Origin of the sequence: Pelodictyon phaeoclathratiforme BU-1 (assembly GCF_000020645.1) — a bacterium.
Taxonomy (GTDB): Bacteria; Bacteroidota; Chlorobiia; order Chlorobiales; family Chlorobiaceae; genus Chlorobium; species Chlorobium phaeoclathratiforme.
The window spans coordinates 448,650-470,310 of the sequence record NC_011060.1; the positions used below are offsets into that span (position 1 = coordinate 448,650).

General features: G+C 51.5%; 18 protein-coding genes and 1 tRNA gene. 5 read left to right on the top strand and 14 right to left on the bottom strand.

Annotation, left to right across the window (positions count from 1 at the left end):
• Window positions 1-6: 6 nt before the first annotated feature.
• Window positions 7-1,995: an ATP-dependent zinc metalloprotease FtsH gene (ftsH, locus tag PPHA_RS02315; RefSeq protein WP_012507284.1), complete on the bottom strand. Its 1,989-nt coding sequence runs from the start codon at window positions 1,993-1,995 to the stop codon at window positions 7-9.
• A 247-nt stretch (window positions 1,996-2,242) separates the two neighbouring features.
• On the opposite strand from ftsH, the gene gltX reads away from it, so the two are divergent.
• The 5 genes from gltX (at window position 2,243) to PPHA_RS02340 (ending at window position 7,226) form a co-directional block, all read left to right on the top strand.
• A complete protein-coding gene (gene gltX / locus PPHA_RS02320; protein ID WP_012507285.1) occupies window positions 2,243-3,751 on the top strand; it encodes a glutamate--tRNA ligase in 1,509 nt (502 codons plus the stop codon).
• Between the two features lie 100 nt (window positions 3,752-3,851).
• Window positions 3,852-3,924: transfer RNA gene (locus PPHA_RS02325), tRNA-Phe, on the top strand.
• Between the two features lie 150 nt (window positions 3,925-4,074).
• Window positions 4,075-5,205 carry a carotenoid 1,2-hydratase gene (locus PPHA_RS02330; protein WP_012507286.1) on the top strand — a complete coding sequence of 377 codons (1,131 nt, stop codon included), beginning with the start codon at window positions 4,075-4,077 and terminating at the stop codon, window positions 5,203-5,205.
• 171 nt (window positions 5,206-5,376) lie between these two features.
• The gene (locus PPHA_RS02335) at window positions 5,377-5,925 is read left to right on the top strand and encodes a QcrA and Rieske domain-containing protein (protein WP_012507287.1); all 549 of its coding nucleotides are present in this window, start codon (window positions 5,377-5,379) and stop codon (window positions 5,923-5,925) included.
• 35 nt (window positions 5,926-5,960) lie between these two features.
• Window positions 5,961-7,226 (top strand): cytochrome b, encoded by a 1,266-nt coding sequence (locus tag PPHA_RS02340; RefSeq protein WP_012507288.1) that lies wholly within the window; start codon window positions 5,961-5,963, stop codon window positions 7,224-7,226.
• A 121-nt stretch (window positions 7,227-7,347) separates the two neighbouring features.
• On the opposite strand, the gene PPHA_RS02345 is transcribed toward PPHA_RS02340, so the two are convergent.
• The 13 genes from PPHA_RS02345 to PPHA_RS02405 all read right to left on the bottom strand — a co-directional run bounded on the left by PPHA_RS02345 (window position 7,348) and on the right by PPHA_RS02405 (window position 21,503).
• On the bottom strand, window positions 7,348-10,863 hold the full coding sequence (locus PPHA_RS02345) for an alpha-amylase family glycosyl hydrolase (protein WP_223293956.1): 3,516 nt from the start codon (window positions 10,861-10,863) through the stop codon (window positions 7,348-7,350).
• Between the two features lie 102 nt (window positions 10,864-10,965).
• Window positions 10,966-11,361, bottom strand: coding sequence for a hypothetical protein (locus tag PPHA_RS02350; protein ID WP_012507290.1), 396 nt, complete (start codon window positions 11,359-11,361; stop codon window positions 10,966-10,968).
• Window positions 11,348-11,746, bottom strand: coding sequence for a hypothetical protein (locus tag PPHA_RS02355; protein ID WP_012507291.1), 399 nt, complete (start codon window positions 11,744-11,746; stop codon window positions 11,348-11,350). Before PPHA_RS02355 ends, PPHA_RS02350 begins: the two co-directional genes overlap by 14 nt.
• Window positions 11,747-11,769: 23 nt before the next feature.
• A complete protein-coding gene (locus PPHA_RS02360) occupies window positions 11,770-12,045 on the bottom strand; it encodes a DUF883 family protein (RefSeq protein ID WP_012507292.1) in 276 nt (91 codons plus the stop codon).
• Between the two features lie 103 nt (window positions 12,046-12,148).
• The gene (locus PPHA_RS02365) at window positions 12,149-12,886 is read right to left on the bottom strand and encodes an SDR family NAD(P)-dependent oxidoreductase (protein ID WP_012507293.1); all 738 of its coding nucleotides are present in this window, start codon (window positions 12,884-12,886) and stop codon (window positions 12,149-12,151) included.
• An 82-nt stretch (window positions 12,887-12,968) separates the two neighbouring features.
• A complete protein-coding gene (gene modC / locus PPHA_RS02370) occupies window positions 12,969-14,024 on the bottom strand; it encodes a molybdenum ABC transporter ATP-binding protein (protein WP_012507294.1) in 1,056 nt (351 codons plus the stop codon).
• On the bottom strand, window positions 14,021-14,707 hold the full coding sequence (gene modB, locus PPHA_RS02375) for a molybdate ABC transporter permease subunit (protein ID WP_012507295.1): 687 nt from the start codon (window positions 14,705-14,707) through the stop codon (window positions 14,021-14,023). The genes modC and modB overlap by 4 nt, the downstream gene beginning before the upstream one ends.
• A gap of 46 nt (window positions 14,708-14,753) precedes the next feature.
• Complete coding sequence (gene modA, locus PPHA_RS02380) at window positions 14,754-15,503, bottom strand: molybdate ABC transporter substrate-binding protein (RefSeq protein ID WP_012507296.1); 750 nt, start codon at window positions 15,501-15,503, stop codon at window positions 14,754-14,756.
• A gap of 13 nt (window positions 15,504-15,516) precedes the next feature.
• Window positions 15,517-16,371: a ModD protein gene (modD, locus tag PPHA_RS02385; protein ID WP_012507297.1), complete on the bottom strand. Its 855-nt coding sequence runs from the start codon at window positions 16,369-16,371 to the stop codon at window positions 15,517-15,519.
• 376 nt (window positions 16,372-16,747) lie between these two features.
• Window positions 16,748-17,464, bottom strand: a complete 717-nt coding sequence (locus PPHA_RS02390) for an ABC transporter ATP-binding protein (protein WP_012507298.1) — start codon at window positions 17,462-17,464, stop codon at window positions 16,748-16,750.
• Window positions 17,458-19,362 (bottom strand): branched-chain amino acid ABC transporter ATP-binding protein/permease, encoded by a 1,905-nt coding sequence (locus PPHA_RS02395; protein ID WP_012507299.1) that lies wholly within the window; start codon window positions 19,360-19,362, stop codon window positions 17,458-17,460. Before PPHA_RS02395 ends, PPHA_RS02390 begins: the two co-directional genes overlap by 7 nt.
• A gap of 10 nt (window positions 19,363-19,372) precedes the next feature.
• Window positions 19,373-20,257 carry a branched-chain amino acid ABC transporter permease gene (locus tag PPHA_RS02400; RefSeq protein WP_012507300.1) on the bottom strand — a complete coding sequence of 295 codons (885 nt, stop codon included), beginning with the start codon at window positions 20,255-20,257 and terminating at the stop codon, window positions 19,373-19,375.
• Window positions 20,258-20,279: 22 nt separating this feature from the next.
• Window positions 20,280-21,503, bottom strand: coding sequence for an ABC transporter substrate-binding protein (locus PPHA_RS02405; RefSeq protein ID WP_012507301.1), 1,224 nt, complete (start codon window positions 21,501-21,503; stop codon window positions 20,280-20,282).
• Window positions 21,504-21,661: the final 158 nt, after the last annotated feature.

Here is a 21,661-nt window from a genome sequence, read left to right on the forward strand (position 1 = left end):
CTCCGGTTATGCGGTTACAGGATTGGGAAGAGCACCCTGTCCAGGGCCTGTAATCTCTTGTATCTCCCTTGCGTTCAGCGACTCTTTTTCAATCAGTATTCCGGCAAGTCGATGCAGAACAGCAAGCTGTTCACTGAGCACCGTTTTTGCATTTTCCATACACCCCATAATGATATTGCGAACCTCAACATCAATCTGCAGGGCAGTCTCCTCACTGTACTCGCGAATATGGGAGTAATCCTTTCCAAGAAAAACCTCCTTGTGGCTATCCCCATAGTTAATCGGGCCCAGTGATTCACTCATACCCCATTGTCGCACCATCCTCCGGGCAATATCGGTCGCCTTCTCAATATCGTTTGCCGCGCCCGTACTGCACTCCTGAAAAACAAGCTCCTCGGCCACCCTGCCACCCAGCGCATAGGTAATCATCGCAAGCAGGTACTCCCTGTTATGGGTATAGCGGTCTTCGAGAGGCAGATAAGCGGTAAGACCGAGACTGCGTCCCCTTGGAATGATCGTTACCTTATGGATAGGATCAGATCCCTTGGTATGAATCGAAACAAGCACATGGCCAGCCTCATGATAGGCCGTCAGTTTTTTCTGCTCATCAGAAATAAACATGCTTCTCCTTTCGGGGCCCATCAAGATTTTATCGCGTGCCTGCTCGAAATTGACGGCTGTAATAAGCACCTGTTCATGGCGTGCAGCGAGAAGGGCAGCCTCATTGACCAGATTTGCCAGATCAGCGCCCGAGAAGCCAGGAGAGCTTTTTGCAAGCACCGTGATATCGACATCCCCATCAAGAGGCGTATTTCTGGTATGGATTTTCAGAATGGCTTCGCGCCCCCGGATATCAGGTTTGTCGATGGTGATCTGGCGGTCAAAGCGTCCCGGTCGAAGCAGTGCGCTATCGAGGACATCAGGGCGATTTGTTGCCGCAATCAGGATAACATTCTCGTTTGTCGTAAAACCATCCATTTCAACAAGAAGCTGGTTCAGGGTCTGCTCCCTCTCATCATGACCGCCACCCAATCCAGCGCCCCGGCTTCTTCCGACCGCATCAATCTCATCGATAAAAATGATACAAGGCGCATTTTTCTTCGCCTGTTCAAAGAGATCCCGAACCCTGGCAGCGCCGACGCCGACAAACATCTCAACAAAATCCGCACCCGAAATGGAGAAAAAAGGAACCTTTGCCTCACCGGCGATGGCCTTGGCAAGCAAGGTTTTTCCGGTACCTGGAGGGCCAAGCAGCAGCACCCCTTTCGGTATTTTTCCGCCGATTTTCTGGAATTTTTCAGGATTCGTGAGAAACTCTACCGTCTCCTGCAACTCTTCAATGGCCTCATCAACACCGGCAACATCCTTAAAGGTGGTTTTAACCTCAAACTCGCTGACCATCTTTGCGCGGCTTTTTCCGAAACTGAAAATATTTTTTGCCTGGGCGCCATTCTGTCCACTCATTCTCCTGAAAAGAAAAAAATAGAGAGCCGCAAAAATAATCCATGGGGCGAAGAGCGCTAAAAAAGTGTTCAAGTCGCTGGAGCCCTTCTCAACCTTCAGTCGCACCCCCTTTTCCGTCAGCATATCAGCCTGTTCAAGAGTGAAAGAGGGAACCCTCACGGCAAAACGATTCGTCTGCAGCGTCGTTTTGTCGATGAGCTGAAGCTGGGCTGGTGCGTTCAGTTTTCCGCTCAGGATTGCCGATTTATCTTCATACGTTTTAACCGTCACCTCCGTAACGAGGGCTCTGGAAAGAACGGATTTATACTCGTTATAGGTTATCTCAGGGGCATCAGTGCCTGAAAAAAAACGAAGAAAAACAAAGAGCATCAACAGTCCTGCCATCAGAAAAAGAAGAAAGCCAGGAAACTTTCCCTGTGGACTTTCGCCTTTAGAGCGAAACCATCCGGGGGTACCGCCCTCTTCCTGCACAGGCTTGAACTTATTTCGCGAGCCATCTTTTCCTGGTCTCTTTACGGGATTTTCAGACATAAAAAATGTTAGGTAATGACACAAAATGTAACTTGCTACATTAAAAGTAATTAAAAGTAAAGTTACAATCGAGAACAAAAAGTTTTTTTTAAATGTTTCCTTGACTGAAAAGTTTTAGCCATTACGTGCAGGGGATTCAAGACTTTCGGGTTAATCTTCTATCTTATGAATGAATGCGGTGAGTTTTTCTTAAATTCCCAGCTCTTCCAATAGCTCCCTGTAAACAATTAACAGTACGACGCTCATTATGGTTGGTCAAAGGGTTAGAACCAGGTTTGCACCTTCTCCAACAGGATATTTGCATGTAGGCGGTCTGCGAACCGCCCTGTATAACTACCTGTTTGCAAAAAAAATGCACGGAGACTTCATTATCAGAATTGAAGACACCGATCAAACTCGGAAAGTTGAGGGGGCGCAGCAGAATCTTATCAAGGCCCTTGAATGGGCAGGAATTGTGGCTGATGAAAGTCCTGAAAAAGGTGGCAACTATGGTCCCTACGTCCAGTCCGAGCGACTTGATCTCTACGGACGTTACTGTCAGCAACTGCTCGACGACCAGCATGCCTATTACTGTTTCGCAACGCACGAGGAGCTTGAAGAGAACCGGCAGCTCCAGATAAAACAGGGTCTTCAGCCGAAATACAACAGAAAATGGCTCCCTGAAGAGATGGGTGGTTCCATGCCGCCGAGTGTCATCAGAAAAAAACTTGACGAAGGGGGCCCCTACGTCATTCGCATGAAAGTGCCCGATTACGTTTCAGTCTGGTTTGAGGATATCATCCGCGGTCCCGTCGAATTTGATTCCGCAACCATAGACGATCAGGTGCTGATGAAATCAGATGGTTTTCCGACCTACCATTTTGCAAGCGTCATTGATGATCACTTGATGGAGTTCACCCATATCATCAGAGGCGAAGAGTGGCTCTCCTCCATGCCAAAGCACCTTCTTCTCTACGAATTTTTTGGCTGGGAACCACCCAAGGTTGCTCATCTGCCGCTTCTGCTCAATGCTGACCGTTCAAAACTCAGCAAAAGGCAGGGAGATGTTGCCGTCGAAGACTATATCCGCAAAGGGTACAGCAATGATGCCATCATCAATTTTGTAGCCATGCTCGGCTGGAACGAAGGAGAGGGGAGCGAGCAGGAGGTCTACAGCATGGAGCAGCTTATTGAAAAATTCTCGCTCGAACGGGTAGGCAAGGCCGGTGCTGTTTTCAACATCGATAAACTCAACTGGCTCGAAAAACAGTACATCAAGAATCGGCCCACAGAGCAGCTTGTTCCCGTCATAAAACCGATTCTTCTGGCCGAGCTTGAGCGCAAGGAGACGATGATGCCCGTCGACCTCATCACCAGTGAAGCCTACCTTGAAAAAGTTATCGAGCTGATGCGCGAGCGCGTCGGATTTGAGCACGAATTTGTAACCTTTTCCTCCTATTTCTTTTTCGAGCCCGACTCCTATGATGAGGAAGCCGTCAAGAAGCGGTGGGCGCCCGACACCAACTCACTGCTTCAGGAGTTTACCGAAATACTCGCCACCCTCGAAGAGTTCAGTGCAGAGAACATCGAAGCGCATCTCAAGGAGTTTGTTGCCCCGAAAGGTCTGAAAGCAGCAGCGCTCATACACCCCCTGAGAATAGTCTCCTCCGGAGTGAGTTTTGGCCCGAGTCTCTACCACATGCTCGAAGTACTCGGCAAAGAGACCGTACTTCGCCGCATTCTGAAAGGGAGAGAAAAAATCACCTTTTCGGCGTAGCCAGTCGGATGGTATTGCGGAGCGCAGCGCCTGAGTGCTCCGCAATTTTGTTTTTTCTTTTTGTTGTGAAAGATTTATTCCTATATTTTGCCATCTCGGAGGACAGATAGCTCAGTTGGTAGAGCAAAGGACTGAAAATCCTTGTGTCGTGGGTTCGATTCCCTCTCTGTCCACAACGGTTAAAGGCGGCACAAACAATGTTGTCATCTTTTTCACATGAACATAGCTCCTCCACTATCCTGCGATCCACCTTATCCGACTCACATATGTCATGCAAAGCATCCCGCAATGCACACCGTGTTTGAATATCACCAACCCCCCGCATGAAAATTACCACAAAGCTCGATCAGGAACGCTGGCACGAAATGCAGGATCCGGGAGCGTACGAGTGGTGGTACTTCGATGCTGAAGACAAAGAGAGCGGATTCTCTTTCGTCCTCATCTGGTTCTCCGGCTTTCCTTTTTCCCCATACTACACCAGCCATTACGAAAAGTGGAAAAACCGGAGCCGGGCCGACGCACCCTCACCCTCCAACTACTCCGGCTTCAGTTTCCAATTGTATGAAAACCAGCGAGAGATCATCAATTTCATCCGCGAGGGTCGCCGCGAACTCTTTGAAAGCAGTCGCACCGATATTGGTGTCCGCTTCGAAAAAAACCGTTTTACCTACAACGCACTGCGGGACGAGTATACCCTCGACATTGACTTTACCTTTCCGGCCCGTCACAAAGCCCTCAAAGCAACCTTGCTGTTCAAATCGTGCAAGAGGCTCGTTTACGAAAAAAAAGATAACAACAACAACGGCAGGGTACCCCTTCACCAGTGGCTTTTAAGCGTTCCGGGAGCCGATGTCGAAGGCGCCATTACCATTACAGAAACATCAGACCATACCGTTCGTACCATTCCAGTCAAGGCGAAAGGCTATCATGACCATAACCTCGGCGCCGTTCCCATGCAGGAATATATCTCCCGCTGGTACTGGGGCCGTGCCTTTTCCGCGCACTTCGACATCATCTATTATGTCGTGTTTTTTAAAAACAACGACTATCAACCACTTTCCCTCCTGCTTCTTCACGACAACCAGAGCGAAACCTTTACCATTTATGATACAGTGCAGTTTCATGAAAGCAACTTCAGACGAGGTCTTTTTTCCCCCCTGCACAGCCGCGATCTTTACCTGCACTTTGAACATGCAAACCTGAAAATTCACCACAACACCGTGCTCGATGCCGGGCCCTTCTATTTACGTTTTGCCTCCTCAATCACCCTGCAGACCGAGGATCAGCAGATCGAGAACATCACAGGGATATCGGAATTTCTCAATCCACTCCGATTAGAGTCAAGGTTTATGCGCGTTTTCACCCGCAGCCGCATCTGGCGAGATGGAGAGGCGTCGATCATGTACGGCATTTATAACCGTTTTAAGCGTTCTTTGGATTGGAATAATCGATGAAAAAATTATAAATTCACTCTCTGTTTGGGTTCGCCTGAATTTAATACGTGAAGGTTGCTGTTATTCGCTATCAAATATGGAAAATGGAGGCAGTAACGTATTGTTTTAAGCCACGGGCGGTAAATACCTTTTGATTTGATAACATAGATATAAAAAAGGAGACAGGTTGTAATGGCACAACAAGGTAATTTCAAGAGCCCGTCAAGAATGGGAGGACTTGGAGATAGCGCGTCACCCTCTTCGGCCGGTTCAGTTTCCGGTGGCAAGCCCCGGGATCAGGGTATCAAAGAGGCCGATTTTGAGCGTCGCAGTTTTCTTGGAAAAATTGTTGGAGGCGTCGGAGCGGCAGTGGCCATATCAACATTGTATCCGGTTGTCAGATATCTCATTCCGCCACCCCTCAAAGAGGTCGCAAGCGTCAATGAACTGAATGTCGGCAAGGCAACAGAAGTACCTGAAAATACCGGCAAGATCTATCAGTTCAACAAAGACAAGGTCATTGTCATCAACGACAACGGAAAGCTGACCGCATGCAGTGCAGTGTGTACGCATCTCGGCTGCAGTGTAAGTTGGGACAATGCCCAGAACCTCATCTTCTGCCCCTGTCATGGAGCGAAGTACCAGCAGACCGGCGAAATCATCTCAGGCCCGCAGCCGTTACCCTTGGCTCCGTACAAAGTAAGGGTTGAAGGGGAAAATCTCATTATTTCGAAAGCTTAACCTTTAATTTTTGAAAACCAAGGGAGTCAGGAAAGATGGCTGAAAACAATAAAAACGCTATGGCAGGAAGTGCTCCGGCCAAGCCGAAACCCGCCGCTCCGGTTGCCGCCAAGCCGGCTGCTCCAGGCACGGCAAAACCCGCTGCTCCAGGCGCGGCCAAACCTGCGGCCTCCACAGGCGGCGTCTATAAACCACCCGTAGAGCGTGCGGCCTCAAATCCCTACAAGGATTCGAGAGTCAGTGACCTGGGCGCATGGTTCCAGGAACGATTCTACGTTGTACTGCCGGTAATCGATTATCTGAAGAAAAAGGAAGTCCCAAAGCACCGTCTCTCATTCTGGTACTATTTTGGCGGCCTCACCCTTTTCTTCTTCATTATCCAGATTCTGACCGGTCTGCTGCTTCTCCAGTACTACAAACCAACAGAAGCAGAAGCATTCACCTCATTTGTCTTCATTCAGCAGGAAGTACCCTTCGGCTGGCTTCTTCGCCAGATGCATGCATGGTCGGCCAACGCAATGGTCATGATGGCCTTCATTCACATGTTCAGCACCTTCTTCATGAAGTCCTACCGTAAACCACGTGAGTTGATGTGGGTGAGCGGATTTGTCCTGCTTGTGCTCAGCCTCGGCTTCGGATTTACCGGATACCTTCTTCCCTGGAACGAACTCGCATTCTTTGCAACCCAGGTAGGAACCGAAGTTCCAAAAGTTGCACCCGGCGGTGCATTCCTTGTCACTCTCCTGCGTGGTGGTGAAGAGGTGAGCGGTGAAACCCTTACCCGTATGTTCTCACTGCATGTAGTGCTGCTTCCCGGTCTTCTGATGCTGGTACTCTCGGCTCACCTGCTTCTGGTTCAGGTTCTTGGCACATCGGCGCCGATCGGATACAAAGAGTCAGGCATGATCAAAGGATACGAGAAGTTCTTCCCGACCTTCCTTGCCAAAGATGCAATCGGCTGGCTGATCGGTTTCGCTCTTCTTGTCTACCTTGCAGTGGTTTCCCCCTGGGAGATAGGCGTCAAGGCCGACGCACTTGCCTCTGCGCCACTTGGCATCAAACCCGAATGGTATTTCTGGGCACAGTTCCAGTTGCTCAAGGATTTCACCTTCCCCAACGGAGAGCTGGTTGCAATCATCCTCTTCACCGTAGGCGCAATCCTCTGGATACTGGTTCCGTTCATTGACACCAAGTCATCAAAAGAGGAGAAAAGTCCAATCTTTACCATCATTGGACTGCTCGTTCTCGCCTTCCTGCTCATCAACACCTATCGTGTTTACCTCGAATCCGCAGCATTATAAGCCACTCAATTCTGCAACAAAAAAAGCCCGGTTCACTACCGGGCTTTTTTTGTCTATCGCATCTCACTGAAAAAGAAAAACAGCCTCTCTCCCAACCACTTCTTGCGGGGCTACGGGGCGACTATACTTTCAGTCGCATCAACTCGCCAATCTCATATCCCGAAAGGAAAGCCTCCATGTCAAGCGCTCCTGAAGCCTCCACCCAACGGGCAACTACCCTCTCCATTTGCTCAACCTCAACCTCAACCTCAACCTCAACCTCATCATCAGAAGCAACCCCATAACGCTCTTTCAGCAACTCCTGTAACGTAAGCCACGCCACCAGAACGCTGAAACGATGCTCGCGGAACCATCTTTTACCATGCCGCTCATCAAATTGCAGCATACGGCCCAGATGGAGCTGATTGAGGGTAGAGAGCGCTTTCACAGGAGCGAGCAGAGAGGCCTCAGCCGCTTCATCTGCTCCTGCAGCCGCCGGTTGAGGAGTGAGCATGCAGACAAGCAGGTCAGGCAGGTTTTCAGCAGGAATACCGATCATTCCCGATTCAGGATAGATTGCCCTGAGCGCATCACTCATCAGCCAGTCATCAATCAGGTTCGAATGGATCTCTCCGGCTGCAGCAACCATCTGCTGCACTGCATCAAGCATAACCCACTGCCGCACAAGGGTTGCATACTCCAGGCCCCCTTCGCTGCCCAAACCAAGAGCCAACTGAAGTTTGCCGGAATGCGCATCTCCCTTCAGAAGATCCGGAAAGAGGAGAGCCCTGCCATAAAGCTCAGCCGCCTTCGATGCAAGAGCGGAGGGAACAGCAAGCGGTTTTTCCATAATTTCACTGAACGTAGCGCCAGCCCTGTTAAGCAGCGAAGCCACGGCACTCTCGAACAGGCCAATCGCATCGCTTTCCACTCCACACTCATCCACAGCAGGAAGCAGTTCCCCCGTCAGGGCGGCTGTGATAATCCGGTGCAGCGGCGAGAGACTCATGGCAAGAGCAGCACGCTCTATCGACTCGAGCCCCCGGCCATTGAGCTCCGCAGCAAGCCGGTCGTAGGGCCTGAGTTTTGACGGCGTAACAACCCTGAAATCAAGGAAGACATTATACTTATAGCCATCGAGAGCAACAAGGAGCCCATTGTCGGCAATCTCCCTGCAAGAGCGGAGAAACTCCATACCACTCGCATGATCCCTGAAGATAACGAAGGCATTCTCCTGACGGCCAATATTGAGTCCTTCAGAGAGTGAACTCTGGCGGATCTCATGATCCTGCAGATAGCCGACCGAAGTTTTAATCCAGCCCGTAGCCTGTTCAAAGCAGTTGTTAAAGACAACAAGGGCAGTTTCCTCACCCAGTCGATTGGAATAGGCGAAGATATTCTCATTGACTGCCCCTTCCGGTGAATAGACATCATAAAGGAAAAAATTGCGCACCTCGGCAAAGAGCGGACGCTTCTTCATGATCGGAAAGATCTCGCGATAATGACGCCCGACAAGATTTTCGTCCGGCTGCTCATCATAATAGGCCTTTGCATACTCCATGCCATATTTCTCGGTAAAACCCTCCACCTGTCCATGGCCAAACATAGGCAGTCCAGGCATGGTCAGCATCATCATGCAGACACCGAAATATTTATCCCCCCGGCCAAACTGCGCAATGGCCGTATCTTCATCAGGGTTATTCATGAAGTTGACATAGCGCTTGAGAATTTCAGCGTCAAATTCAAGGGTATTCTTGATCAGGTAGCGATAATTGGCATTATCCTCCTTTTTCAGCATGTGCATAAAAGCGCTGTTATAGACCCGGTGCATGCCAAGCGTGCGGACAAAATAGCCCTCAAGCATCCAGAACGCCTCTGCAAGCAGCAGCGTATCAGGCACTTTCTGGTGAATACGGTCAACCACCTCACGCCAGAACTCCTCAGGGATGGCGGCATCAAATTCCGACATGCTCATGGCATTTGCTGAACGCGATGGAACCCCCGCGCTGTGACCATGAAGCGGAAACCAGAGACGCTGGATATGCCGTTTCGCCAGCACCATTGCAGCATCGAAACGGATAATGGGGAACATCCTCGCAACCTGAAGAATCTGCTGAATCACCCCTTCACGAACCTCCGCACTCAAAAAATTCAACTGTGCAGTATCATTCCAGGGCATAATGGTACCATCATTGCCATGATAGATGTATCGCGTATCACCAGTGAGGTAATCAACCCGCTTGAAGGTCACTGCCGCATCAGAACGGTTCCAGTACCCATCTTCGAGGTAGATACCATAGCGCGAATCACTGCTGAGGTTCGGCCCATTATAGGAGTAGTTATAATAAGGAGCCGTGTGAGAGGAGAGAAACCAGTCCGGATTGTTTCGGACAAGTTCAGAATCCATTCCGGTGTGATTTGGCACCATATCACTTGCGAGGCGGATACCACGCTGTTTGGCTCTCTGAAAAAGGTTGTGATAACCCTCATAACCGCCAATGTCATCGGAAATCGTATAATTTTCAAGAGCATATGCCGACGCCTTGGCCTCAGGATTTCCCTGGAGCTGCTTGATTTTCTGGGAAGCAAAGCTGCGCTGCCAGAGTCCGATAAGCCATAATGCCGTAAAGCCGCGTTCAGCAATAAGGTCAAGCTCAGCATCGGGAATATCCTGCAGTCGGTGAACCGGGCGCCGATAGATCTTGCTGAGCTGATCGAGCCAGACATAGGTGCTTTTGGCAAGCATCACCACTTCAGGCATCCACGACGAATCAATAGAGTAGTTTGCCGGAGCATTGGCATCATCCAGAGAGCTGTATTCCGGGACATGAACCTCTTTCTCAAACACATGGCCATCATTTCGCAGAGCACGCTCCTGGGCAATCTTTTCGAAAAAGAGGTACTTATCCTCATCCTCAATAAAATCGATGGCGCCGCCAAGCAATCCCCAAAGAGGCGACTCATCGAGCAGATCACCCCAATTCAGGCGGATATAGCGAAGCTGTTCAAGAATGGAGGTCGGAGCATGTTTTATGGGGCGGGTGAGCAATTCAGCAAGATCGATATGGTCGGGCCCCACAGGCCCCATTGCCTGCATGGAGCTTCGCATGGTCATAATCACCTTCCGGTACGAACTCTCCCGTGTCAGCTTCTCATCGTTCAAAAGATCGGAAAACTGTTCCAAAGCGGGGTTCTGATTATTCAGCCAGACCAGGAAAGACTCCTCAAGCACATGCTTCCGATTCTCCTGCAGCCGAAGCCACTCCGAAGGCGTTTCCGTTCCGGCATAGACATTCTGCGCAGGAAAAGAGGCGACAAATCGTTTCAGGTACTCCTCCGACTCCTCCTCAGAAAGCATCTCCTTCAGCGTACCCGAGAGACGCTCCAGAAAGTCCGGTTGCCGTAAAGCGATCGCTTTCGTCATAATCGAGTGAAAGAGCGCATGCAGCAGTTTCATGCCGAGGAACTGCGCTGGCAGCACCGGCTTCGCATCGGCGCCCTTCAGCTTTTTCAGAAAATTGTTGATGACGGCAGTCTGTCGTTCCGATGTTATGATACTTTCCTGACCGGAAGATGGTAAAGAGAGGAACTCAGGATCAGTCAGATGAAAAAGTTCCCTGGCATTTCTGTTTACATAAAAGTGCTCTTTGTTCTGCAACGCTGGCGGGTTTTGTTTGATTGGTGAAGTATGGAATTTCTGCAAAAAAACGCTCCGACCCTTGTTGTGCGGTTTCGAATTGGCCGGGGCAAAAGCGTACGATTATTTGAATTTCTTGTCGATATAGCGCTGAAGATAGGTAAATCCCAGATCCTTCGCAGAGCGGAGCACCTCAAGCCCGAAGGTCGAGAGTGCACCCTTCCGTGGCGACGGCGCGTGCTCAACTGAAGGGGAGATAGTCACTGCTGCCGGGGCGGAAGCGGAAGAGGTCATACCGCTTCTCAGCGTTTTTCCAAGCTGTAATCCAGCAACAAAAAGCAGGGCTGTGGCAGGAAACGGATGTTTTCTGACCAGTTCAACCGGCGAAAGCTCAGCCCCGATCTCCTCTTTCAGTTGATGACCCCTTGCCTTGATCTGGGTCTCCTTTTCCGCAATAGTATTCTGCAGCTCTTCAATGCGTGCCTGAATGCCCGTTAACGGTTCATTAGTTGTAGTCATGGAGCGATAAAAGAATTTTCTGAATCAGGTTTCTCAGCAATAATGGCTTGAACCTGGTGAAGAATAAAAAGCAAGAGAGAAAAAGAAGGCTCACGATGAGATAGCCCAGAAAAGGATGACCCAGAAGCTCGCCGATCAGCAGCGCAACAGTTGTGAGCAGGTAGGTCATACCGACAACAAGGATTACAGCAACGACAGCCGCCGATGCAATCACAGAGAGCTTCTCGGTCAACTCAATTTTGAGCAGCTCAAACTTTGCATCAATAATAGCCCTCACGTCCTCATAGGTCGACACTGCCGTATCATCAAGGAGTTTGGCAATGCCGCTGCGTCTGCTTTTCGAAGAGGCAGAACCCTGCTCCTTTCCTGCTTTACGGTTCATCATGTTTTCTGACTGGTCAATAGCTGTTATCTCCTTTTCTTGAATAAAAGTCCGAACAAGGTGCCGGCACCCAGTGAAACGAGTATTGCAGGCATCGGATTTTTTTTGACATAATCCGTCGCCTTGTCAGCCTTTTTCAAAAGCCACTCATACGAATCGCTCTCCCTGAAGGAAGAAAAGGTGTCAGAAATGGTCTCACTGAGCTCCTTGAGCTGCTCCGGAATTTTTGTTTCGTGTTGCGGCTCCTCAACCGGATCGGCGGGTTTGCTGCGATGAATGGTTACCTCTACTTCCTGTTCCATAAGAGTATAAAAACTGGTTATGCGTATTTACGGTACAAAACTTGATTTCAAAACGCTCGCACGGCAATATAATAAAAAACAATGTGCTCTTTGCATGGCACACTTACTGCAGAAGCCGTCCACCCTCCACATTAAGAACCTGACCGGTGATATAGTCACTCTCCAGAAGAAAGGTGATACATTTAACAATATCAAGCGGGTCACCAAGACGCTGAAGCGGTATTTTTCTCACCATCTCCTCCTCGGAATCCATCTCCTTCTGTGGATTGAGTGTGATCGTTCCCGGAGCTATAGAGTTTACCAGAATAGTCGGTGCAAACTCCTTTGCGAAAATCCTGGTCAGGTGCTGTATACCGCACTTCGATACCGTATAGGGTGCAAAGTTTCGCCAGACCAGATCAGCAGAAATATCCGTCATCGTAATGATGCGCGAGACGAAGGGCTGTTTGCACATGATTGCAGCAGCCTCCTGCATGGTAAAAAAAGTTCCCTTCAGATTGGTATCGACCAGACTGTCCCATTGCTCCTCAGTAACATTGGGCAAGGGTGTCCTGAAAAAATTCGATGCGCTGGTAATAAGCAGGTCAAGCCGGTCAAACTGCTCCCTGAACGTCGCAAACGCACGCACAATATCGCCACTCTTCGACACATCACACCGAACCATCTGCGACAGAGGACTGATCCACCTGATTTTTTCAAGAACTTCGGTAGCCCTCGACTCCGAAGCATTCCAGGTAAAAAAAACCGTATATCCCTGTCCGGCCACAGCAAGCGCAATTTCACTGCCAAGCACACCCGAAGCGCCAGTCATGAAGCATACCTTTTTGCCCGAAAGAGTCATTTTTGTTTGCGTTTAATTTCTTCCTGTCCAACCTGAAAGTAAACAGGAACGAGGCATTAAAAGTTGAGAGGCAGTGCCCCGATTATGCGAGCTTTCTGAAAGAGGAGGCCTTGATTGCGGCAAAAAGAGGAGAATCGATCGTAATATCCAGTTCATCTGCGGCTGAACGGACAATTTCAGCAACAAGTTTTTCACCATTGACCGACAACACAATACCAACCCTTCCATCCGACTCAAACATCTCTGTAACCGTGCAATGCAAAAGATTTCGTGCGCTGATCGCTTCAGGATGTTTTTTGAAAAGGATGATCTCACGAGACGAAAGCTCAAAAAGGGATGCTCTGTCGGCCCCTCCACCCGAAATCAGGAGGCTGTTCCGGCCCCAGGAGTAAGCATACAAACCGTTCTGCAGAACCGGATCGGCAAGATGCAGAAGATTGAGATAGCCCTTCGGATTATCAGCCATGCTGTTTCGTGCAAGCTGGTCGGGAGTTGTTGTTTCATCCATTCGGCCATTCCTGATCACAAGAATTCGGTCGGTCATCAATTGCATCTCAAGGATCGAGTGCGAAATAAAGAGGTAAGGGATTCCGAACTCCTCACTCACACTCTTCAGATAGGGAATGATCTGAAATCGCAGCGTATCATCAAGAGCCGAGAGCGGTTCATCCATCAGCAGCAGGCGAGGATTTGCAAGCACCGCCCGGCCAAGAGCGACACGCTGTTTCTCACCGCCGGAAAGATTATGCACACCCCGCTGCATGAGCGGCTGCAGTTTCAATAAAGCAATCAGAGCCTCCGGTTTGATACGGCGGTTTTCAGCGTGGCAACGCCTGTAGCCGTAAAGCAGATTAGCTTTGACCGAGAGATGCGGAAAAAGCATCGCCTGCTGAAAAACAATCGCAATGCGCCGACGTTCAGGGGAGAGATCGATACCCTTCACCGAGCTGAACATGCACTCATCATTCAGATAGATCTCACCCCTGTCCGGCTGAAGAAGCCCTGAAATAAGATGCACAAGCGTCGACTTGCCGCTCCCGGACTGGCCGAAAATACCGATGCGATCCCCCGACACATCCGCCTTGAGCTGCAGGAGGAAGCTGCCCTGTTTTTTCTCAGCATCAATCCGCAGATTCAAAGCGCACTCCTCCGGTCAAGTTTTTTACCAAGCAGTTCATGAACAAGAAGCACAACGACCGAAATAATGATCGAGACCAGGCAGAGCGAGAGAGCCATAGTGACACTTGAGGGCGAACTGGCATAATCGTAGATAGCCAGCGGAATGGTTTGCGTCATACCGGGAATATTGCCGGCAACAATAATGGTAGCGCCAAATTCACCAAGGCTTCGGGCAAACATCAGCGACGAACCCGCCATGATTCCCCGCAGGGAGAGCGGGAGAATAATGGTAACAAGCGTGTCGTACCATGCGGCGCCAAGGCTTCGGGAGGCCTCGATAAGCTGCTGGTCGATAGACTCCATGCCAAGCCGTATTGAGCGAACCAGCAGGGGAAAGCCGACGGTTGCCGAAGCAAGAACGGCAGCTTTCCAGGTAAAAATAATCGGCATGCCCGATGCATCGAGTACTTTTCCGATCCAGCCATTTTTTCCAAGCAGCAGCAGCAGAAAAAAACCGATCACTACCGGAGGAAGCGTGAGCGGGAGGTTGACCAGCACTTCGAGCACCACTTTTCCCCTGAACTTCCTGAAGACCATCAGCCATGCAAGAGCAAAACCGAAAGGCAAAGCAAGCAGAGTCGCCGTAAGCGCCACCTTCAGAGAGAGCCAGATAGCAGAAATATCTTCAGGTGTCAGTGTCATAACATCATAACTATCTTAAGGGTATAGGCCGTTTTCCGGGTTCATCCTATTTAAGGACAAAGCCATATTTGCGCAGAACCGATTGAGCCTCAGCACCCTGCAGGAAGAGATAGAAAGCCTTTGCCTCCCCATTTTTTGCCGCCTTTACGGTCAACGCCATCGGGTAGGTCACTCTTGGATAGAGCTTTTGCGGCACCACAAAAAGCAATCCGGCTTTTTGCGCCAGCAGGGCATCAGTGCGGTAAACAAAGCTGCCATCAACTTCGCCGAGTTCCGCATACATCAGGCACTCCCTCACATCCTTGGCCATAACAAGCTTTCCGGCAAGCTGCATCTCAATGCCGGCATTTTTAAAGGCCGTCATGGCATACTCACCTGCAGGCACACTTTTCGGACTGCCAATGGCAATCTTGTCAAGCTTCAGCAGCTCCTTCATCGAACTCACCTTTTTGGTCGTTCTCCCGGCAAAAACCAGCGAGTTGTAAGCAAACATTTTTGCGTTAGCGCCATCCACAAGATTTTTTTCTTTCAGATAATCCATCCACTGATTGTTTGCGGCAATAAACAGGTCAACCGGAGCGCCGTTTTCAATCTGACCGGCAAGCGTTCCCGATGGGCCAAAATTTTTCAGAAACACCGTTGAAGGGTGCTTTGCCGTGTAACTCGCAGTCAACTCATTGATAACCTCTTTCATGCTTGCAGCAACAGAGAGGTTCAGCTCACCAGCCACGGCCGGGAGAGCAAGAGAGAGGAGCACAAAACAGAGAAGGGCGATGCGTTTCATGGATCGTATCATTATCATGACTGTTTTAAGGTTCTGAGGAGGTGATTGCAACAGCGATATCCGAAGGCTTACCGAAATAGACTGACGAGAGCACAAGCATATCAACCCCGGTTTCAGCATAAGCCGCAGCATTCTCCGCATTGATACCTCCCGCCGCCGAAATGGTGACACCGGGCGCCACCTCACGCAGTTGCTGAACCAGCCGGGAGAGCGCTTCAGGCTGCATCTTGTCAAGCTGTACCACATCAGCGCCCGCTGCAGCAATGGCAAGCGCCTCTTCCAGGTTGAAGGCCTCAACAATAATTTTTTGTTCAGGCGCTTTCAGCTTCAGCTCCGTCACCGTTTGAAGAAAAGGCTCAAGGCCGCCACAGAAGGCAGTATGCTGCCGGAAGATCAGCAGCGACTCCGACAAGCCAAGCCGATGCGGAAGTGCACCGCCGGCCATGATAGCCTTGATAGCAACCTTCTTTGTTCCCGGAAAGGACTTGCGGGTAGTGACGACGGTTATGGATGCATGAACCTCCTTGACCCGTGTAACAATTTTCCGTGTCCGGGTGGCAATGCCCGATGCATATTCCAGTATGTTCAGTGCCACTTTCCATCCTGCGTGCAGGCTCTCGGCAGAACCCGTGGCTGAAAGGAAGGTAACGCCCGCTTCAATCGTTGTCCCGCTCGGAAGCAGAGAGGTCACGGTTGCTCCGCACCGTTCAAGAAGACGGGCCGCCTCCTCCGTACAGCAGAGTGTTGTCAATTCCCGGCTGGTAAAGGTGATCTCCCCCTGCAGAGAGCCAATGCCGAGCAGGAAGGTTGTCAAATCACCATAAGGCATATCTTCCTCGATAAAACGTTCGATATCGGAGTCAGGAAGTTGATAGAGCATGATTGCGTTGTTTTATCGTTATAACATCACCACTATTCCGGTGCTGAAAAAAAAAGAGTTTTGCCGCGTGAAAAACCGGAATTGACTCCCTGCGGGAAACGTGCAGCGCTCTTGCTTTCGTTGTCCCTGTTTCTTCGCGCCCCTGCTTTTTCTTCGCTTATTGACTGAAAAATAATAAAAAATAAGACAAAAGAGGCAAAAAATCTTATTAATTTCGGTTATCGTGATTCCCGGAAGCTCTCTTTGCTACATTGGTGTTGTTTTTTTTGAGCGCCAGCCTGTTGCGCTCAATGCCCGGTCAGAGGAGCGTTATATGGAGTGGAATATAGCGGATTATCTCTTTTTTAAAAACCGGCGGCGGTTTTTTCTCCTGCCCTCAGCCGAGGTATGCCGCCATCACCGCAGGATCTTTTGCCAGCGCTGCACTGGAACCCTCCAGCACAACGCGACCCTGTTCAATGATATAGGCGCGGTCGGAGACGGCCAGGGCGCTCTTGGCAAACTGTTCAGAAAGAAGAATCGTCATACCGGAGGCGCGGAGCGAAGAGATGGCAAGAAAGACCTCCTTGACCAGCATGGGTGCAAGCCCCATCGAAGGCTCATCAAGAATCATAAGACGTGGGCGGGCCATAAGGAGGCGGCCAATGGCAAGCATCTGCTGCTCTCCGCCCGAAAGGCTCCCGGCCTGCTGTGAGCGCCGTTCTCCAAGACGGGGGAACATCTCATAGATCCGCTGCAGATCGCCTGAGGCTGCCCGGCGAAAAGGGCCGAAAGAGGGAAGGCGCGGATAGGCGCCAAGCAGCAGATTTTCCTCAACCGAGAGGGGAGCGAAGAGCCGTCTTCCTTCCGGGCAAAGAGAGAGTCCGCGTCTGGCTACCTGGCTGGCAGGGAGCCCCATAATCTCTTCTCCTCCAAAAAGTACCTTGCCTCCCCTCGGAGTGAGCAGTCCGCACACGGACTTCACCAGTGTGCTCTTGCCCGCGCCATTGGCTCCGACAAGTGCAACACACGATCTCTCGGCAACCTCTATTGAAATCCCCCGAACAGCATCATCGCCGCTGTATCCGGCGCGCAGGTTTTCCACTTTCAGCATGGCAGCAGCTCATTATTCCCTGTTTCAGTGTCATCACTCCCCAGATAGGCCTCAATTACTTTGGGGTCGCGTCGTACCTGATTTGGAGTGCCGAGTGCAATCAGACGCCCGCCATCCATCACAGCAACCCGGTCGCAAAGCTCAGCGACCACATCCTGATGGTGCTCAATAAGCAAAATAGGAACCCCGGCCTCTTTAATCGAGGCGATCAGCAGAACAAGCCTCGCAATGTCCGGTTTCGACATGCCCGCCGCAGGCTCATCAAGCATCAGAAGATGGGGGCGGGTAGCCAGCGCCCGTGCAATTTCAAGAAATCGTAAATCACCATACGCCATTTCGGAACAGCGCACTCTTGCCTTCTCTCCCAGACCGACAGCAAGCAACCAGCCCAGAGCCTCCCGCTCTCCCCCCTCCTTCAGGCAAACAAGCACCGACTCCAGTGCAGTCAGGCCGGAGAAAGACTGCAGGTTCTGAAAGGTTCGGGATGCGCCCGCCGCACATGCCGACATCAGACTGCCGGGAACAGGACTCCTGCCGGCAATGGTAACCGAACCACTATCAGGGGCATAGAGGCCGGAAATCAGATTCACCAACGTTGTTTTCCCCGATCCGTTAGGCCCGATCAGACCGAGCGTCTCACCCTCCCTGATTTCCAGTGAAACACTCTCCACAGCACGCACACCGCCGAATGATTTACAGAGGTCGGTCAGGCGCAGAGCGATCCCCTTCGCTCTTCTTGAAGAGCCGATCCCTCCCGCTGCCGGCGGCAAAGGAAGAGGAGCAAAACGTATCAGCCTCTGGAGTGTAGTCGTCATCGCTCCCGCAATTCCATTCGGAAACCCGACAACAACGGCAAAAAGGAACAACGCAAAAATCCCCTTGCGCCAATCCTCCACATTTTGCACAAAAAATGAGAGGGCGACCGCCAACGCCATGGCAGAGGCAGGAGCGACCTCGCGAAAAACAGGCGCCCGTCTCGACAGCAGCGCACGAAAGGTCGGAACAAAGGTCAGAATGCATCCTGCAGAGACGAGAACGGAAAAAAGCGTGCGGTTCGAGAGCAGATTGGGCAACATGGCCACAACTGCAGCCCCGAGGAAGGCTCCCCACTGGCTTCGCCTGCCCCCGAAAACAACGCCAAGCAGCAGTATAACCATCAGCTCATATCCGAAAGCCCCCGGCTGCAGATAGCCAAAATTCATCGTATGTAACCCTCCGGCCAAACCGGCAAGCGTACTTCCCCACGCGAATGCGAGTACCTTGTGCCTCAGGGCGCCAATACCAAGCGCATCAGTGGCGGTTGGCGAGTCACGTAACGCCTCAATAGCCAGCCCGAAACGCGACTTGAGCAGGCTCTGTGAAGCCTCCCAGGCAACGAACAGGGTCGCCAGACAGAGCCAGTAAAAACCGGTAGAGTCGAGGATCAGCCCGAAAAGCCGGGGCCTGGTAACGGATAAGCCAAGAGCGCCATTGGTAACCGACTCAAACTCATTAAGGACAATAACCGACAGGGTCGCGAAAGAGAGGGTGGAAAGCGCAAACTGCGGTCCTTCAAGCCGCAGGGCTGGCAGCGCCAGAGCAGCGCCGGGAATCAGGGCGGCAGCGATTCCAGCCACCAGCGCCAACGGCAGGGGAGCGCCAGCCTGTACGGCAAGAGCCGCGCCATAAGCGCCGAGCGCAAACAGCGCCGCCTGGGCAAGGTTGACCTGACCCAGATATCCCACCGTTGCGTCAAGACCGATAAGAAGAACGCCATAGACCGCCATCAGCGTAAGCAGGCCAAGAGCATACTGACCATGCCAGAAAGTCGGAAGCGCAGCCAGAGCAATGAACATGGCAGCACGTACGATTCGTTCTGCCGTTTTCTCCCTCACACCCACATCAAGAGCAGCGAACATGATTTCTCCCTCAGACTTTCCTGATTATTTTTTTACCAAAGAGACCCTGGGGACGAATTGCGAGTGCAAGGATCAGCAGCACAAGAGCAGGAGCCTCGCGCCATCCACTTCCGAGCAGAAAACCGGAAATATTTTCCGTAGCCCCGAACACAACTCCCGTAAGCAGAAGCCCGAAACCACTACTGAGACCGGCAACCACTGCTACCGAAAAGGCCTTCAGCGTTAACGCCGCCGCCATAGTTGGCCCGACGGTCGTTACAGGAGCAATGATGGTTCCGGCAAATGCCGCCGCCATTCCGGAGAGCGCCCATGAAAGGGAGATCGCCGATTGCGAGCGAATGCCGCAAAGCTCGGCAGCATCCTGATCAGCGCTGACAGCCTGCACAGCAATACCGATCATGGTGTACCGCTTCGCAAGCTCTATCAACGCCATGATGCCCAAAGCGCCACCGGCGATGGCCAGCTCAGGCCAGGTAACCGATATCCCGAAAAACTCCAGCACCCCGTCAGGCCAGGGTGCCGGAAAGGCTCTGTCATCACGTCCCCAGATATTCTCCGCAGCGGAAACACCAAACAGCCCCACAATGATGGTCAGCAGAATCCACCCCTCATTCTGCTGCTGCAGGGCCAGCCGCACCGCAGAACGCTCAACAAACCACCCGAGAGCAGCGCCCGCCACCATAGCGCCTGCTACGGAAGCCCAGTAGGGAAGAGCGGAATCAGAGAGAGTCAGGCCAACAAAAGCGCCAAGCATCACCAGTTCACCCTGTCCAAAGTTAACCGCCTTGCCCGCCGCATGAGTGAGCTGAAACCCATACGCCACCAATGCATAGGCCATGCCCATCAGCCCGCCGCCGACAGCCATTTGAGCCAGAGCCAGAAGATCCCCATTCATAGTCGCAGGTCAGCGTAGCTCATTACCTCTTTCCCTCCAGCACACTCCGGTCAGCCGGATTAGCCAGCACAACCCTGCTGTTCTGCACCTTGCCCATGACCGTGTTCGAGCGGCGGAAGGCCTCATGTGTCTCCACATTTGCCGGATTCCACTTCGACCATGGCTTTTTCCAGTCAGCGATGCTCCCCCTGACGGTCACCTTGAGATTTTCCAATGCACTCTTGATGCTCGACGGCTTCGTAGAACCCGCCTCATGAATAGCCTCAGCAAGCAGCAGGGCCGCGTCATAACCCTGTGCAGCCGAAACCGGAGAAGGAATCCTTGCGACGCCATAAGCCCTGCGGTAAGCCTGTATAAAAGGTTTCGCCCTTGCTATCGACTCATCCTCAATAAAGGTCTGTGGCATCAAAGCGCCATTGCCAGCAGCCCCGGCCGTATCAATAAAATTGCTCATGGAGAGTGGCCATCCCCCAATCAGAGGAACCCTGAAACCCAGTTTCTGCTTCCCTGAGGCAACGGCGGCAAGCTCAGGCCCGATACCCCAGATAAGGATTGCCTGTGCACCGGCGGCCTTCGCCTTGATGAGCTGCCCGGTCATATCCTTGTCACCGATGCCGAACTTCTCGATAGCCACCACTTTCAGCCTGCCACCCTGCCTGTTGACCTGGCGGATAAGGTCATCACGTCCCGAAACCCCGTAGTTTGTTGCATCGTGCAAAATTGCAACCTTCCGGCACCCCATCTTTACAGCCTGCTCTACAACCATCTGTGACTGAATGCCATCATGTGCGGCAAAGCGGAAAATAGGCAGCTCCCTGTTACCCGCACTGCTCCATTGCGTCATTGAGGCGCTTCCGGCGGCAGGAGTAATGATTTTGACGATTCCCTTCTCAACGTAATACTTGTCACCCATCACAGCAATACCGGTGTTGACCGTCCCGATGACGGCCGAGACATCGCTCATCGACGAAATCTCCTGGGCAATCAGGGCGCCACGATCATTTTTCCCCTCATCGTCGCGTTCAATCAGCTCCACGCGCATCATGGTTCCGCCGACATTGATACCGCCTTTCTGATTGATCTGGGAAAAAGCCAGCTTGGCGCCATCCCTCATAGAGGCGCCCATCGGGGCTGATCCGCCTGAAAAAGGACCTGTGATGGCAATCTTGACGACATTGGCAGCCAGAGCGGCAGAAGAAAAACATGTCGCAACGAGAAACGGGAGAATAGAGCGGAAAGCGTTCATATTCTATTTATTTCTTGAGGTTTATGAGATTATGTTTCGAAAAGGCAACATTCACGAAGCTCGGAAGCGGGGGCTCTTTTTTACTCACCTGGTTATACCGCAATATAAAGCTCTTTTCACGCATATACAATAATCGAACTCCTGATCGCATCAAAAAA